Consider the following 14,633-nt stretch of genomic DNA (forward strand, 5'->3'; position numbering starts at 1 on the left):
GGAAACCATCTTGGCCAGTGGCCCTGTGCGGCCACACCGAAAGGCCGAACATATGGAAGCAAGCGATCCGATCAAAAAATCTGCAAAAAACACTTGCAAGGGGGAGCCGTCCACATAAGGGATGAGGCGATCAAACAAGCGGCGAACGGAAAACCGTCACACACATTTCCTGGAAACGCTCCAGTCATCGTGACCTACGGAATCGACTGGAGCAGCGTCTCCCGCGCCGATTTCAGGTGTCGCCGGCAGGCCTGTTCGGCGAGCGTGGGATCGCGCGATTGCAGCGCGGCGATATAGTCGAGATGCTCCTCCAGCGCCCGGGCGTTGCGCTCCCGCGCATTCGCCTTGTTCCACTGGTAGTGATAGTGAAAGACGATGGCGATGACATCGTAGAAGTCGATGATGAAGCGGTTGCTGGACGATTTGTGCACCAGCAGGTGGAGGCGCTCGTCGAGTTCGGAAAATTCGCTGTAGCGCTTGTCGATGTCGGCGAGAATTTCCCGATGCACCGCCTCGATCTTCTTCAGCTCCTCCCAGGCCGGGTCCTGGTCTGGAAGGGAGACGAAGCGAGCGGCGGAGCGCAGCTCGAACATCTCCCTCACTTCCGTCAGTTCGAGTGCGAATTCGCGCGTGAACCCCTTGAGGACCCAATGGCTGTTCGGCCGTTTTTCGATCAGCCCGAAACGGCTGAAGCGGATCAGGAACTCCCGCACGCTGGTCGTTCCGGCACCGATCTCGCGGGCAAGCTCGAGCTCGTTGATCTGCATGCCGGGCTCGGCGCCGCCAGCCAGAATCCGGCGCATGAAGCTCCGCTCGATCCTTTCGGCCAGCGAATCGGTCTCGGCGGTCGGGAAGTAGTCCGAGGGCTCAGGTCTTCTCAGCACCGTCTTGCTGCGCTTGTCCCAGGCGATGAGGCTCAGTTCCTCGCAGCGCGTCAGGATGGCGCGCACGGTCGTGCGGCTGACGCCGAGCGCCTGCCCGAGCTCCGGTTCGGAGGGAAGCGTCGAAGTCTCCGCGAACAGCTCCAGGCAGCGGTTGAAGGCATCCTTGAAAACGGTGTTCTGCTTCGCCATGGCGAGGATCCGGCCCGGTTCGGGTTTCTCGTGTCGGCACGTCGAGGCTCCCGTTCCGCGACGGCCGCAATGGGCCCATAATAGCCATTGACGAACATCTGTCTATTGTAGATAAAAGACAGAACCAGTGTTTTCACATGTGGGGAACCGTTCGGGAGGAGCTTGATTTGCCCGCACCGTCTTCGATCCTTCTTTCGCCGGACGATAACGTCGTCGTCGCCACCGCTGCGATTGCGCCGGGCGACCGGCTGGCCGGCGGCGTGTCGGCGGTCGCGCGCATCGAGCCGGGCCACAAGGCCGCGATCCGCAGGATCGACGTCGGTGAGCCGGTGGTCAAATACGGCCAGGCGATCGGCCGCGCCACGTCCCCTATCGCGCCCGGCGAGCACGTTCATTCGCATAACCTTGCCTTCGATCAGGGTCGGCTCGCCATTGGTGCCGCCGTTCCGCCGGAGGCTGCCAGCGAGGCGGACAAAGCGCGCACGTTCCTCGGCTATCGACGGGCGGACGGCCGGGCCGCAACGCGCAACTATATCGGCATCGTCGCCAGCGTGAACTGTTCCACCACGGTCTGTCGCGCGATCGCCGACGAGGCGAACAGGCGCATTCTGCCGAAATATGAAGGCATCGACGGTTTCGTGCCGATCGTCCACGACCAGGGATGCGGCATGTCGTCCACGGGCGACGGCATGAAGAACCTGCACCGGACGCTCGCCGGCTATGCGCGTCACGCGAATTTCGGCGGCGTGCTGATGGTCGGGCTCGGCTGCGAGGTCAATCAGCTGACGCTCTACGGCCAGAGCGGCGCCGGCGCCGAGAAGCGGCATTTCAACATCCAGGAGGCCGGCGGCTCGCGCCGTTCCGTCGAGCGCGCGCTCGGCATTCTCGACGAGATCGCCAAGGAAGTCGCGGCCGCCAGGCGCGTGCCGATCCCGGTCAGCGAGATCATCGTGGGGCTGCAATGCGGCGGTTCGGACGGGCTTTCCGGCATCACCGCCAATCCGGCGCTCGGCGCGGCGGTCGACATACTCGCCGCCGCCGGCGGCACGGCGATCCTTTCCGAGACCTCCGAGATCTATGGAGCCGAGCATCTCCTGCGCAGCCGTGCGGTAAACGAGACGGTCGCGGTCAAGCTCGACGGCCTGATCGCCTGGTGGGAGGACTATGTGGCGATGCATGGAGCGTCGCTCGACAATAATCCTTCGCCGGGTAACAAGCGGGGCGGCCTGACAACGATTCTCGAGAAATCGCTGGGCGCCGTCGCCAAGGGCGGCCGCTCGCCGTTGACGGCCGTCTACAATTACGCCGAGCGCGTGACGGAGCCCGGACTGGTCTTCATGGACACGCCCGGCTACGATCCGGTTTCGGCCACCGGCCAGGTCGCCGGCGGCGCCAATGTGATCGCGTTCACCACCGGCCGCGGCAGCTGTTTCGGCTGTCGGCCGGCGCCGTCGATCAAGCTCACCAGCAACACGGCGCTCTATCGGGCCATGGAAGAGGACATGGACATCGACTGCGGCGTCATCGCCTGGGGTGAAGCGACGATCGCCGATCTCGGCCGGGGGATTTTCGAGCTCATCATAGAGACCGCCTCGGGCCGAAAGACCAAGAGCGAGCTTTTCGGCTACGGCGACAACGAATTCGTGCCCTGGCATCTGGGGGCGACGCTTTAAGGCTGAGGGGCGAAGCGAGACGCATGTAAGGGGGCAATCCTTGGGGGAGGAAAACAAGGAATGCAGACGAGAAGGATAGGCCGGACCGCGCTTGCGGTGACGGAATACAGTTTCGGCACAGCGGGACTGGGCGGTCTCTATCGGGAATGCACCCGCGAAGCGGCGATGGCGACGCTCGACGCCGCTTGGGAAGCGGGTATCCGCTATTTCGATACGGCGCCGTTCTATGGCCTTGGCCTTGCCGAGCGGCGGGTCGGCGACTTCCTGCGCGACAAGCCGCGCGACAGCTTCGTGCTGTCGACGAAGGTCGGTCGCCTGCTTCACCCGGTGCCCGAGAACCAGGTCCCTGACTTTTCCTACGTCAAGCCGCTGAACTTCGACGTCACCTATGACTACGGCTACGACGCGATCATGCGGTCGGTCGAGATGAGTTATGCCCGTCTCGGTCTCAACCGCATCGATATTCTTTATGTCCACGACATTGGCGGCTACACGCATGGCGCGGCGAAAAACGCCGTCCACCTGCGGCAGCTTCTGGATTCCGGCCTGAAAGCACTCGAGGAGCTGAAATCGAGCGGCGTCATTTCCGCCTACGGTCTCGGCGTCAACGAGGTGCCGGTCTGCCTCGACGTCATGCGCCAGGCCGACATCGACTGCATCCTGCTTGCCGGCCGCTATACGCTCCTGGACCGCTCCGCGGTCGCCGAGCTCCTGCCGCTCTGCGCGAAGAAACACACCTCGCTGGTCGTCGGCGGCGTGTTCAATTCCGGCATTCTCGCGACCGGTCCGGTCGAGGGAGCGCATTTCGATTACATGCCGGCGACCGACGAGGTGCGCGCCAAGGTCGCGGCGATGGAAGCCATCGCCGGGCAGCGCGCCATGCCGCTGGCCGCCCCGGCCCTGCAGTTCCCGCTGGCCAATCCCAACGTCGCCTCGGTGCTGCTCGGAACCGCCAAACCGTCGAGCCTGAAACGGAACATGGAACTGACCCGTTACGGGATCGCGCCGGAAGATTACGCGGCCTTCGAACCCCATACGCTTGTCGCGCCCGAGCTGGGGCCGGAGGCGGTAAGGGCCTGATGCTTCGCCGCCCTCGAGGGCGGCCGCCACTCTCCATAAGCAACCGGGCCGCATGCACCTGGCGACCCGGTCGATAACGGAACAAGGTGTAACTGAGGAGAACCCGATGAGCATAGCCAAGCGCATTCTTTCACGCCGTGCCTTCAATGCCCTGGCCGGCGCCGCTTTCGTCGCCGCAATGGTCCCCGCGACCTCTTTCGCGCAGGACGTCACCATCCCCATCATCGTCAAGGACACCACCTCCTTCTACTGGCAGATCGTGCTTGCGGGAGCGCGCGCCGCCGGCAAGGATCTCGGTGTCAACGTGCCGGAGCTCGGCGCCCAGTCGGAATCCGACATCAACGGCCAGATCACCATCCTGGAAAACGCCGTTGCGGGCGCGCCGGCCGCGGTCGTGATCGCGCCGACGGAGTTCAAGGCGCTCGGCAAGCCCGTCGACGAGGCCGCCAAATCGGTTCCGGTGATCGGCATCGATTCCGGGGCGGATTCGAAGGCCTTCACCTCGTTCCTGACCACGGACAACGTCCAGGGCGGACGCATAGCCGCCGACGGTCTTGCCGCCGCCATCAAGGAGGCGACCGGCAAGGAAGAGGGCGAGATCGCGATCATCACCAGCCTGCCGGGTGTCGGCTCGCTCGACCAGCGCCGCGAAGGCTTTCTCGATCAGGTCAAGACGAAATATCCGGGCCTGAAAGTGGTTGCCGACAAATATGCCGACGGTCAGGCGACGACCGGTCTCAACATCATGACCGATCTGATCACCGCCAATCCCAACCTCGTCGGCGTTTTCGCCTCGAACCTGATCATGGCGCAGGGCGTCGGCCAGGCGATCGCCGAGAACAAGCTCGGCGACAAGATCAAGGTGATCGGCTTCGACAGCGACGACAAGACCGTGGGCTTCCTCAAGGAAGGCGTGCTGGCGGGCCTCGTCGTCCAGGACCCCTACCGCATGGGCTATGACGGCGTGAAGACGGCTCTTGCGGTCTCCAAGGGCGAGAAGGTCGAAGCCAATGTCGATACCGGCGCGAATCTGGTCACCAAGGCCAATATGAGCGAGCCGAAGATCGACGCGCTTTTGAATCCGAAGGTCAACTGAAGAGCGCGATTGCGCGGCGCCGTAGGACCGGCGCTGCGCATCGCCTTCAGGAGAACAGTGCAACGGCCGAAGGGAATCGGCCGCTGCGATCCCGGAAGTGGAGGACAATGCCATGATAGGGCTTCAAGAGGTCAGCCATCGCCATGACGAACAGGTGAGGGCGGCGGGCGCCCATCCGGTTCCAAAGGGCGAGCCCATCCTGGAACTCCGCGGCCTGCAGAAAAACTACGGCGCGGTCGAGGCTTTGAAGCCCGCGACCATGACCTTTCTATCCGGCGAAATCCACGCGATCGTCGGCGAGAACGGTGCCGGCAAATCGACGCTGATCAAGCTCCTGACCGGGGTCATTGCCCGCAGTGCCGGAGAAATCCGCTGGTGCGGCGAGACAGTCGACCTGGCCACGCCCAACGAAGCGATCGCCCGCGGCATCAACGCGGTTCACCAGGAGGTGGTGCTTTGCCCGCATCTGAGCGTCGCGGCGAACATGTTCCTGGGCGACGAGATGAACCGGCGCGGGCTGATGCGCAAGCGCGCGATGACCGGCGCGGCCCAGGGCGTGCTTGACGATCTCGGATTCAACCTGCCCGCCAATGCCGAACTCGGCAGTCTGACGATTGGCCAGCAGCAGCTGGTCGCCACTGCTCGTGCGGCCATGCGTGGCACGCAGTTCCTCATCTTCGACGAGCCCACGGCCTATCTCACGCGACAGGAATCGGCGCAGCTTTTCCGCCTGATCCGCCGGCTGCAGGGCGAGGGCGTCACGATCGTCTATATCAGCCACAGGCTGGAAGAAGTGTTCGAGCTCGCGGACCGCGTCTCGGTGCTTCGCGACGGCACGCATGTCGGCACGCGCGCGATTTCCGAGACGAACGAGGCCGAGCTCATCACTCTGATGATCAACCGCACGATCGAACAGATCTACCACAAGGAACGTTTCCAGCCGGGCGAGATGATCGTCGAGACGCGCGGGCTCTCCGGTCCCGGTTTCCGCGACATATCGCTCTCGGTCAGGGCGGGTGAGATCGTCGGGCTCTACGGACTGATCGGTGCCGGCCGCAGCGAATTCGCGCTCGGACTTTACGGGCGCAACACGGTGAGCGAAGGAGAGATCTTCTGGCAGGGCCGAAAGGTCGCGATAGCCAATGAGCGCAAGGCCATGGACCTGGGGATCGCTCTCGCGCCGGAGAGTCGCCGCGATCAGGGCCTGTGCCTCAACCTGCCGATCGGCGTCAACATCAACTTGCCTGTTTTCAAAAGGCTGACGCGCGGCTTGACGATCAACCGCGCGCAGGAGGCCTCCAATGCCGAGCGTCAGATCCGGGATCTGAAAATCAAGACGCCGTCGCGGCGCGTGCTTGCCTCCGCCATGTCCGGCGGCAACCAGCAGAAGATCGTGATCGGTAGATGGCTGAGCCACGGCGCGAAGCTCTTCATCTTCGACGAGCCGACCGTGGGCGTCGATGTCGGCACCAAGGCGGAAATCTACCGGCTGTTTGCGCGGCTTCTGGAGAAGGGGGCAGGGATCATCCTGATCTCCTCCTACCTGCCGGAGGTCTATGAGCTGGCCGATCGCCTGCATGTGTTCCGGCAGGGGCGGCTTGTGGCAAGCCACGACTACCGAGCCGCAAGCCATGAGGAAGTGCTGGCGCAGGCGATCAATGCCTGAGAGCCGGATGAGGAAGGACGCAGGGAGGAAGCGATGAGTGTGGAAACGGTTGAAAGCGCGGGACCGACGCCGAAGAAAGGCGTCAGCATCCTGTTCGGTCTTACGCTCGTGGGATTGCTGGTCGTCCTCTGGCTGCTCCTGGGCCTGGCGACCAATGCCTTCTGGACGCCCAACAACATCAGCAACCTCCTGCGCCAGGGGGCGATGACCGCGATTCTCGCCGTAGGCCAGACCTTCGTCATCATCACGGCCGGCATCGACCTTTCGGTCGGAGCCGTCGTCGGTTTCACCAGCGTCATCGTCGCCTGGCTGCTCGCGGCGGGGGTTCCGCTCTGGCTCGCGATCATCGCGACGCTGGCGATCGGCGTGCTGATCGGCGCCTTCCATGCCTTCGGCATCGTCCGCATGGGGCTGCCGCCCTTCATCATCACGCTTGCGACGCTGACCTCGCTTCGCGGCATCGGTCTCCTGATAACAAACGGTTCGACCATCTCGATCACCAACGACGCCTTCACCACTTTCTCACGCGCCGACTTCCTCGGAGTTCCCAGTCTTTTCTGGATGGTGATCGTCGTTGCAATTCCGGCTTACGTCTTCCTGCATCTGAGCCGCTTCGGCCGCTATCTCTTCGCCGTCGGCTCCAACCGCGAGGCGGCGCGTCTTTCCGGCGTCAACGTCAACCGAACGATCTATCTGGCCTATATCCTGTCATCGACCTGCGCCGCCTTTGTCGGGCTTCTGCTCGCCTCGCGCATCGGCATCGGCAACGCCACGCAGGCCGAAGGCTGGGAGCTGCAGGCGATCGCTTCGTCGGTCATCGGCGGCACGAGCCTTTTCGGCGCGGTCGGCTCGGTTCACGGTCCGCTGCTCGGCGCCTTCATCCTTGCCACGATCAACAACGGTGCCAATCTCCTGAACGTCAATTCCTTCTGGCAGCGCATCATCACCGGGTTGCTGATCATCGTGATCGTCTATTTCGACCAGTTGCGGCGGCGGGGGGCGCGGTGATGGCCGCCTGCCCGCAACCGGTCCCCAGCAAGCTTCGGAGCGCCGCATGAAAGCCGTCGTCTGTTCAGAGCCCGGCCGCCTCGCGCTCATCGCCCGCAGCGGGCCCGAGGCACCGCCAACCGGCTCGGTGCGCCTTGCCGTCAGCCGCGTCGGGATCTGCGGCACCGATTATCATATCTTCGAGGGCAAGCATCCTTTTCTCGAATATCCGCGCGTGATGGGCCACGAGATCTCTGCGAGGGTGATCGAAGGGGGCCCCGGCACCCGGCTCGCGCCGGGGACGCTCGTCGTCGTTAACCCCTATATCTCCTGCGGGGAGTGCATCGCCTGCCGCAAAGGCAAGCCGAACTGCTGCACGGCGATCCGCGTCCTCGGCGTTCACACCGACGGCGCCTTCTGCGAAGAAATCGTCATGCCCGAACAGAACCTCTATTCGGCCGAAGGCCTTTCGCCGGAAGCCGCCGCGGCGGTCGAGTTCCTTGCGATCGGCGCCCATGCCGTCCGTCGCTCGGCGGCTGGCCGAGGCGACCGTTCGCTGGTGATAGGTGCCGGACCGATCGGCCTGGGGACGGCCGTCTTCTCCCGCATTGCCGGCCACGACGTACGGCTGCTCGACACGAGCGAGGAGCGCCTGGCCTTCGCCACGGACAAGCTCGGCTTTTCGCCCGGCATCCTGGCGGGCGACGATGCGGCGCTCGCGCAGGCGACGGGCGGGGAGGGTTTCGACGTCGTCTTCGACGCCACCGGCAACGCCCGGTCGATGGAAGGGGCGTTTGGCCATGTCGCCCATGGCGGCACGCTCGTCTTCGTCAGCGTGGTCAAGGAGGAGATCCGTTTCTCGGATCCCGAATTCCACAAGCGGGAAATGTCCCTCGTTGCCAGCCGCAACGCTACCCGCGGGGATTTCGATCACGTGATTCGGTCGCTTGCGGCGGGGCTGGTTCCGATCGAGGCGCTCGTCACCCACCGCACGACGCTCGAGGACCTCGTCCGCGATCTTCCCCGCTGGGCTCACGACAAGTCAGGGCTCGTCAAGGCAGTTGTCGCTGTGAGCGACGGGTGAGGCCTCGTTCCGTGCGGACGTCCTTCCCCAAAAAGTGAGGGGCGCGTTTGTTGCGCTGCACAAGAAAAATGCTAGTGTAGCAGCGATTGCGGACACCAGAGACCAACAACCGCAAGCTAGATCGTTCGCCGTCCCGGTGAAACGATCTTACTCTTCGTGACTACGCTTCCGACGGAAACCGATGCAACCGTTTCCTGAGGAGGCGCTCCGGCGTCGGACTGGGAGCGGCGTTTTCGTTGATTTGAGACAAGGGATACGCGCCCATGTTCTACCAGCTTTATGAGATGAACCATGCGATGATGGCTCCGTGGCGCACGGCGGCAGACGCCATGCGGCTGGCCTTCAGCAATCCGATGAATCCGGTTTCACATACCTATTTCGGACGCGCCGCGGCCGCAGGACTGGAAGTTTTCGAGCGTGCCACCCGCCGCTACGGCAAGCCGGAATTCGGCCTTGCGGAAACCGAGATCGATGGGCAGCCCGTGCCGGTCCGCGAAAGGATCGTCTGGCGGGAGCCGTTCTGCAATCTCATCCATTTCGAACGCAGCCTGCCGAGGGACCGCACTCCGGATCCGAAAGTCCTGATCGTTGCGCCGATGTCCGGCCACTACGCCACGCTGTTGCGCGGAACGGTGGAAGCACTGCTGCCCCATTCCGACGTCTACATCACCGACTGGATCGACGCCCGCATGGTTCCCTTGAGCGAGGGAACCTTCGATCTCGACGACTATATCGACTACGTCATCCAGATGCTGCATTTCCTCGGGCCGGATGCGCATGTGATCGGGGTCTGTCAACCGGCCGTTCCGGTTCTGGCGGCCGTCGCGCTGATGGAGGCGGCGGAGGATCCCCTCGCACCGTCGACGATGACGCTGATGGGCGGGCCGATCGACACGCGCATCAACCCGACCGCGGTCAACGAGCTTGCGAAGGAACGGCCGATCGAGTGGTTCCGCGACAATGTCGTCATGCCGGTTCCGTGGCCGCAGCCCGGCTTCATGCGCATGGTCTATCCGGGCTTCCTCCAGCTCTCCGGCTTCATGTCGATGAACCTCGACCGGCACCTGATCGCCCACAAGGAATTCTTCGCCCATCTGGTCAAGAACGATGGCGACGCGGCCGAAAAGCACCGTGACTTCTACGACGAATATCTCGCGGTGATGGATCTGACCGCGGAGTTCTACCTGCAGACCGTGCAGGTGGTGTTCATGCAACATGCGCTGCCCAAGGGCGAGATGATGCACCGCGGCAAGCGTGTCGACCCGACGGCGATCCGGCGCGTGGCGCTGCTGACCGTCGAGGGCGAGAACGACGATATTTCCGGCCTCGGCCAAACCAAGGCGGCGCAGACGATCTGCACCGGCATTCCCGATTCGATGCGGCAGCACTATATGCAGCCCGATGTGGGCCATTACGGCGTCTTCAACGGTTCGCGCTTCCGCCGCGAGATCGCACCGCGCATCGTCGCCTTCCAGCGCCGGCATTCACGCCATGTGGAGCCGGTCAAACAGCTCATCAAGGGTGGCAAATCGGCCTGAGCGAGTCGTCGTAGCGCTCGATTTGCCGGAGGAAAGTCAGGGGGTTGTCCGATTCCTTGATGCAATGTCTTGCGCCGGGGGCGTGGCTTTCCCACATCGTTTTCATCGGGCCGCGAAGGGCGGCCCGCCGACTGCGAGGAATCCTGAAGATGAACCAATCTGCACTGATCCGTCCGGACTGGACGCCCGCGACCATTGCATTGATGGTGCTGGGTTTCATTGTGTTCTGGCCGCTCGGCCTGGCAATGCTCGCCTACATCCTCTTCGGCGACAAGCTGAGGGCGTTCAAGAAGGACGCCAATGAAGGAGTGGATCGCATGTGTGCCGGCTTCAAACGGAACCACCGGGGACATTGGGCACATCATCGTACCGGCAATGTCGCCTTCGACGACTGGCGGACAGCGGAACTTGCCCGTCTCGACGAGGAGCGCCGCAAGCTTGACGAGATGCGCGAGGAATTCGACGGCTATGTACGCGAACTCCGTCGTGCCAAGGACCAGGAGGAATTCGACCGCTTCATGCGCGAACGCAAGAACGGCCGCACCGGTCCGGAAGCCGGCTTCGAATCGAGCTGATCCCGCAAGGCATCCGGTGTTTCATGTGAAACGCCGGATGTCGCGCGTCCATCTGCCAAGTCCCCTGCGAATCGGCTAGAACGGCCTCATGTTTTCATCTCTCAAGCGGCGCCGTGGCAGTGGACCGCCCCTTGATGTCGTCCGTGACATCGAGGTCGCCGGCAAGGTCCTTCCCCTGACCATTCGGCAAAATGCGCGCGCGACGCGGATGACGCTTCGCATCGAGCCCGGAGGGCGAGCGTTGAAGCTCACCGTACCGGAAGGCCTGCCGGAGCGCGAGGTCAGCGCCTTTCTCACCCGGCACCAGGGCTGGCTGATGACCAAGCTTGCCCGCTTTTCCGGCGAAAGCGAGCTCGAGGACGGCGGCACCATCCTTGTTCGCGGCGTCGCGCACCGCATAGAGAGAACGGGCCGCCTGCGCGGCTTGACCGAAGCGCTCGTGATCGGCGAGGAGGCGGTTCTCAGAGTGGGCGGTGCCGAGGAGCATCTGCGCCGGCGCATCGCCGACTACCTCAAGAAGGAAGCCCGCAGCGAACTCGAACGCCTGGTCGCCGTCTATGCCGGCAGGACGGGAAGCAGGGCACGCTCCCTCAGCCTGAAGGACACCCGCAGCCGCTGGGGCTCTTGCTCCGCCGAGGGCGATTTGAGCTTTTCCTGGCGGATTGCCATGGCGCCGCCGAAGGTGATCGCCTATCTCGCGGCACACGAGGTCGCCCATCTGCAAGAAATGAACCATGGGCCGCGTTTCTGGGCGCTATGCGAGAGCCTGTGCCCGGAAACGAAGGACGCCAGGCACTGGCTCAAGCGCAACGGTACGATGTTGCACGCGATCGATTTCGGGTAGATCGAGCGTGGCCGAAGGGCCCCTCACCCCGCAGGCGAGGAGAGGGAAATTGGAAGGCATGCGGCTTATCCCGTCGCTCCGCTTGCGGCGAAAAGGTGCAGGAAGGGCGGAGGAGGGTGCCGGCTTGGTTCGCCCGAAAAACACCGGATGCCCGCCACCCCCTCTTCCTAAGATTGGCCGGTGGCGCGCAACGGTTTTGCTCGACTCGGGCGGCATTTCATGCAAGGTCGCTTTCCATGAAAACGGAAGTGAAGATCTGTGGTTTGAAGACGGCCGAGGCCGTGGAACGTGCCGTCGCGCTCGGCGCTTCCCACGTGGGCTTCATCTTCTTTCCCAAGAGCCCCCGCAACATCGAACCGGACGATGCCGGCCGCCTTTCCGCGCGCGCCCGCGGGCGCGCGAAGATCGTTGCGGTCACGGTCGATGCGGACAATGACGGTCTCGACGAGATCGTCTCGGCGCTCGCCCCCGACGTCCTCCAGCTTCACGGCTCGGAGACCCCGGAGCGGGTCCTTGCCATCAAGGCGCTTTACGGTCTTCCGGTGATGAAGGCGCTTGCCGTCCGTGAGGCCTCCGATCTGGAGCGGATTGATCCCTATATGGGCATCGTCGACCGTTTTCTCCTGGATGCGAAGCCTCCGGCTGGTTCCGATCTGCCGGGCGGCAATGGGATTTCTTTCGACTGGCGGCTTCTCGACGCGCTTGACGGAAGCGTCGGTTACATGCTTTCCGGTGGATTGAACGCGAGCAACATCGAAGACGCACTTGCGCTGACCGGCGCCCGCGCCATCGATACATCATCCGGAGTCGAAAGCGCGCCGGGGATAAAGGATCTGACGCTCATGGAAGCGTTTTTCGAAGCGGTCCGCCGGGCGGAAGCTTGAGCGGCCGCGATCAGGGAGCAAGACGTGAATCAACCGCCTAAACCGAACTCCTTCAGGTCCGGACCCGATGAAGAGGGCCGTTTCGGCATATTCGGCGGGCGCTTCGTCGCCGAGACGCTGATGCCGCTGATCCTCGATCTCCAGGATGAGTGGGCGAGGGCGAAGAACGATCCGGCCTTCAAGGCAGAGCTCGAAAATCTCGGCACCCACTATATCGGCCGGCCGAGCCCGCTCTATTTCGCCGAGCGCCTGACGGCCGAACTCGGCGGCGCCAAGATCTATTTCAAGCGCGAGGAGCTCAATCACACGGGCTCCCACAAGATCAACAATTGCATCGGTCAGATCCTGCTCGCCAAGCGCATGGGCAAGACCCGCATCATCGCGGAAACCGGCGCCGGCCAGCACGGCGTGGCATCGGCGACGGTCGCGGCGCGCTTCGGCCTGCCCTGCGTGGTCTATATGGGTGCGACCGACGTGGAGCGGCAGGCGCCGAACGTCTTCCGCATGAAGCTTCTCGGCGCCGAGGTGAAGCCGGTGACCGCCGGCAACGGCACCCTCAAGGACGCCATGAACGAGGCGTTGCGCGACTGGGTGACCAATGTCGACAGCACTTATTACCTGATCGGCACGGCCGCCGGCCCGCATCCCTATCCGGAGATGGTGCGCGACTTCCAGGCAGTCATCGGTGAGGAAGCCAAGCAGCAGATCCTCGAAGCCGAAGGCCGGCTTCCCGATCTCGTGGTCGCTGCCGTGGGCGGCGGTTCCAATGCGATCGGCATCTTCCATTCGTTCCTCGACGACGAGGGCGTTAGGATCGTCGGCGTGGAAGCGGGTGGCAAGGGGCTCGACGGCGACGAGCACTGCGCTTCGCTCACCGCCGGTTCGCCCGGCGTGCTCCACGGCAACCGCACCTATCTTCTTCAGGACGGTGACGGCCAGATCAAGGAAGGCCATTCGATCTCGGCCGGGCTCGATTATCCGGGCATCGGACCGGAACATGCCTGGCTGAACGACATCGGCCGCGTCGAATATGTGCCGATCATGGATCATGAGGCGCTCGAGGCCTTTCAGACGCTGACGCGGCTCGAAGGCATCATCCCGGCGCTCGAACCGTCCCATGCGCTTGCCGAAGTGATCAAGCGCGCGCCGAAGATGGGCAGGGACGAGATCATCCTGATGAATCTCTCCGGTCGCGGCGACAAGGACATTTTCACCGTCGGCAAAATTCTCGGTATGGGGCAGTAAAGATCATGACCGCACGCATGGAGCAACGGTTCGCCGACGTGGCGGCCGAGGGGCGCCCGGTTCTCGTGACCTATTTCATGGGCGGCGACCCGGATTTCGAAACGTCGCTGGCGATCATGAAGGCGCTGCGGCAGGCGGGTGCCGACATCATCGAACTCGGCGTGCCTTTTTCCGACCCGATGGCCGATGGACCGGCGATCCAGCTCGCCGGCCAGCGCGCGCTGAAGGCCGGGCAGTCGCTCGCCAAGACGCTGGAGCTCGCCCGGCTCTTCCGGGCGGAGGACCAGCGCACCCCCATCGTGCTGATGGGCTATTACAACCCGATCTATATCTATGGCGTCGAGCGGTTCCTGGAGGACGCGCTCGAGGCCGGCGTCGACGGCCTGATCGTCGTGGACCTGCCGCCGGAAATGGACGACGAACTGTGCATTCCTGCACTTGAGAAGGGCATCAGCTTCATCCGCCTGGCAACGCCCACGACGGACGATCGCCGCCTGCCCAAGGTTCTCGAAAACACGTCGGGTTTCGTGTATTACGTGTCCATGACCGGGATCACCGGCTCGGCGCTGCCCGATCCGTCGCTGATCGCCGGAGCGGTCGCGCGCATCAAGGCGCATACGCCCTTGCCTGTCTGCGTCGGCTTCGGGGTGAAGACCGCCGACCATGCGCGCGCCATCGGCGCATCCGCAGACGGCGTCGTCGTCGGCACGGCGATCGTCAATCAGATCGCGTCGAGCTTGACCGAAGAAGGCCAGGCAACGGAAGCGACGGTCCCGGGTGTCGAAGCGCTCGTCAGGGGGCTTGCGGCCGGCGTACGGGCGGCACGGCTTGCTGCAGCCGAATAATTGCCCATATTGACGCGCACAAGCCGAAGGAAATTCTTCAGGA

Annotated in this window: 13 protein-coding genes; 12 read left to right on the forward strand and 1 reads right to left on the reverse strand. The window is 63.8% G+C overall.

Annotation, left to right across the window (positions count from 1 at the left end; all coding sequences use genetic code 11):
• Positions 1–194: 194 nt before the first annotated feature.
• Complete coding sequence (locus BHD07_RS00005; protein ID WP_100672615.1) at positions 195–1,073, reverse strand: GntR family transcriptional regulator; 879 nt, start codon at positions 1,071–1,073, stop codon at positions 195–197.
• A 137-nt stretch (positions 1,074–1,210) separates the two neighbouring features.
• On the opposite strand from BHD07_RS00005, the gene BHD07_RS00010 reads away from it, so the two are divergent.
• The 12 genes from BHD07_RS00010 to trpA all read left to right on the forward strand — a co-directional run bounded on the left by BHD07_RS00010 (position 1,211) and on the right by trpA (position 14,590).
• Positions 1,211–2,746: a UxaA family hydrolase gene (locus BHD07_RS00010; RefSeq protein ID WP_338276867.1), complete on the forward strand. Its 1,536-nt coding sequence runs from the start codon at positions 1,211–1,213 to the stop codon at positions 2,744–2,746.
• Positions 2,747–2,806: 60 nt separating this feature from the next.
• Positions 2,807–3,826 carry an aldo/keto reductase gene (locus tag BHD07_RS00015; RefSeq protein ID WP_338276869.1) on the forward strand — a complete coding sequence of 340 codons (1,020 nt, stop codon included), beginning with the start codon at positions 2,807–2,809 and terminating at the stop codon, positions 3,824–3,826.
• A 106-nt stretch (positions 3,827–3,932) separates the two neighbouring features.
• Positions 3,933–4,922 (forward strand): ABC transporter substrate-binding protein, encoded by a 990-nt coding sequence (locus BHD07_RS00020; protein ID WP_018098677.1) that lies wholly within the window; start codon positions 3,933–3,935, stop codon positions 4,920–4,922.
• Between the two features lie 112 nt (positions 4,923–5,034).
• Positions 5,035–6,588, forward strand: a complete 1,554-nt coding sequence (locus tag BHD07_RS00025) for a sugar ABC transporter ATP-binding protein (RefSeq protein WP_100672612.1) — start codon at positions 5,035–5,037, stop codon at positions 6,586–6,588.
• Between the two features lie 33 nt (positions 6,589–6,621).
• Positions 6,622–7,596 (forward strand): ABC transporter permease, encoded by a 975-nt coding sequence (locus BHD07_RS00030; RefSeq protein WP_029958994.1) that lies wholly within the window; start codon positions 6,622–6,624, stop codon positions 7,594–7,596.
• Positions 7,597–7,642: 46 nt separating this feature from the next.
• Positions 7,643–8,659, forward strand: coding sequence for a zinc-binding alcohol dehydrogenase family protein (locus BHD07_RS00035; protein ID WP_338276874.1), 1,017 nt, complete (start codon positions 7,643–7,645; stop codon positions 8,657–8,659).
• A 263-nt stretch (positions 8,660–8,922) separates the two neighbouring features.
• Positions 8,923–10,197, forward strand: coding sequence for a polyhydroxyalkanoate depolymerase (gene phaZ / locus BHD07_RS00040; protein WP_100672610.1), 1,275 nt, complete (start codon positions 8,923–8,925; stop codon positions 10,195–10,197).
• Between the two features lie 149 nt (positions 10,198–10,346).
• Positions 10,347–10,772 (forward strand): DUF2852 domain-containing protein, encoded by a 426-nt coding sequence (locus tag BHD07_RS00045; protein ID WP_026169010.1) that lies wholly within the window; start codon positions 10,347–10,349, stop codon positions 10,770–10,772.
• A gap of 88 nt (positions 10,773–10,860) precedes the next feature.
• Positions 10,861–11,616, forward strand: coding sequence for a M48 family metallopeptidase (locus BHD07_RS00050; RefSeq protein ID WP_018098671.1), 756 nt, complete (start codon positions 10,861–10,863; stop codon positions 11,614–11,616).
• A 236-nt stretch (positions 11,617–11,852) separates the two neighbouring features.
• Positions 11,853–12,500: a phosphoribosylanthranilate isomerase gene (locus BHD07_RS00055; RefSeq protein ID WP_100672609.1), complete on the forward strand. Its 648-nt coding sequence runs from the start codon at positions 11,853–11,855 to the stop codon at positions 12,498–12,500.
• Between the two features lie 24 nt (positions 12,501–12,524).
• Positions 12,525–13,745 carry a tryptophan synthase subunit beta gene (gene trpB / locus BHD07_RS00060; RefSeq protein ID WP_100672608.1) on the forward strand — a complete coding sequence of 407 codons (1,221 nt, stop codon included), beginning with the start codon at positions 12,525–12,527 and terminating at the stop codon, positions 13,743–13,745.
• A 5-nt stretch (positions 13,746–13,750) separates the two neighbouring features.
• Complete coding sequence (gene trpA / locus BHD07_RS00065) at positions 13,751–14,590, forward strand: tryptophan synthase subunit alpha (protein ID WP_018098668.1); 840 nt, start codon at positions 13,751–13,753, stop codon at positions 14,588–14,590.
• The last annotated feature ends 43 nt before the right edge of the window (positions 14,591–14,633 follow it).

Origin of the sequence: Sinorhizobium sp. KGO-5, assembly GCF_036245905.1 — a bacterium.
Taxonomy (GTDB): domain Bacteria; phylum Pseudomonadota; class Alphaproteobacteria; order Rhizobiales; family Rhizobiaceae; genus Sinorhizobium; species Sinorhizobium meliloti_A.

Excerpts from the sequence above, each read along its gene's own strand:
- BHD07_RS00045 (WP_026169010.1), top strand. The coding sequence starts at position 10,347 with ATGAACCAATCTGCACTGATCCGTCCGGACTGGACGCCCGCGACCATT.
- trpA (WP_018098668.1), top strand. The coding sequence starts at position 13,751 with ATGACCGCACGCATGGAGCAACGGTTCGCCGACGTGGCGGCCGAGGGG.
- BHD07_RS00035 (WP_338276874.1), top strand. The coding sequence starts at position 7,643 with ATGAAAGCCGTCGTCTGTTCAGAGCCCGGCCGCCTCGCGCTCATCGCC.
- BHD07_RS00025 (WP_100672612.1), top strand. The coding sequence starts at position 5,035 with ATGATAGGGCTTCAAGAGGTCAGCCATCGCCATGACGAACAGGTGAGG.
- BHD07_RS00020 (WP_018098677.1), top strand. The coding sequence starts at position 3,933 with ATGAGCATAGCCAAGCGCATTCTTTCACGCCGTGCCTTCAATGCCCTG.
- BHD07_RS00055 (WP_100672609.1), top strand. The coding sequence starts at position 11,853 with ATGAAAACGGAAGTGAAGATCTGTGGTTTGAAGACGGCCGAGGCCGTG.
- phaZ (WP_100672610.1), top strand. The coding sequence starts at position 8,923 with ATGTTCTACCAGCTTTATGAGATGAACCATGCGATGATGGCTCCGTGG.
- BHD07_RS00030 (WP_029958994.1), top strand. The coding sequence starts at position 6,622 with ATGAGTGTGGAAACGGTTGAAAGCGCGGGACCGACGCCGAAGAAAGGC.
- BHD07_RS00005 (WP_100672615.1), bottom strand. The coding sequence starts at position 1,073 with ATGGCGAAGCAGAACACCGTTTTCAAGGATGCCTTCAACCGCTGCCTG.
- BHD07_RS00050 (WP_018098671.1), top strand. The coding sequence starts at position 10,861 with ATGTTTTCATCTCTCAAGCGGCGCCGTGGCAGTGGACCGCCCCTTGAT.
- BHD07_RS00015 (WP_338276869.1), top strand. The coding sequence starts at position 2,807 with ATGCAGACGAGAAGGATAGGCCGGACCGCGCTTGCGGTGACGGAATAC.
- BHD07_RS00010 (WP_338276867.1), top strand. The coding sequence starts at position 1,211 with ATGTGGGGAACCGTTCGGGAGGAGCTTGATTTGCCCGCACCGTCTTCG.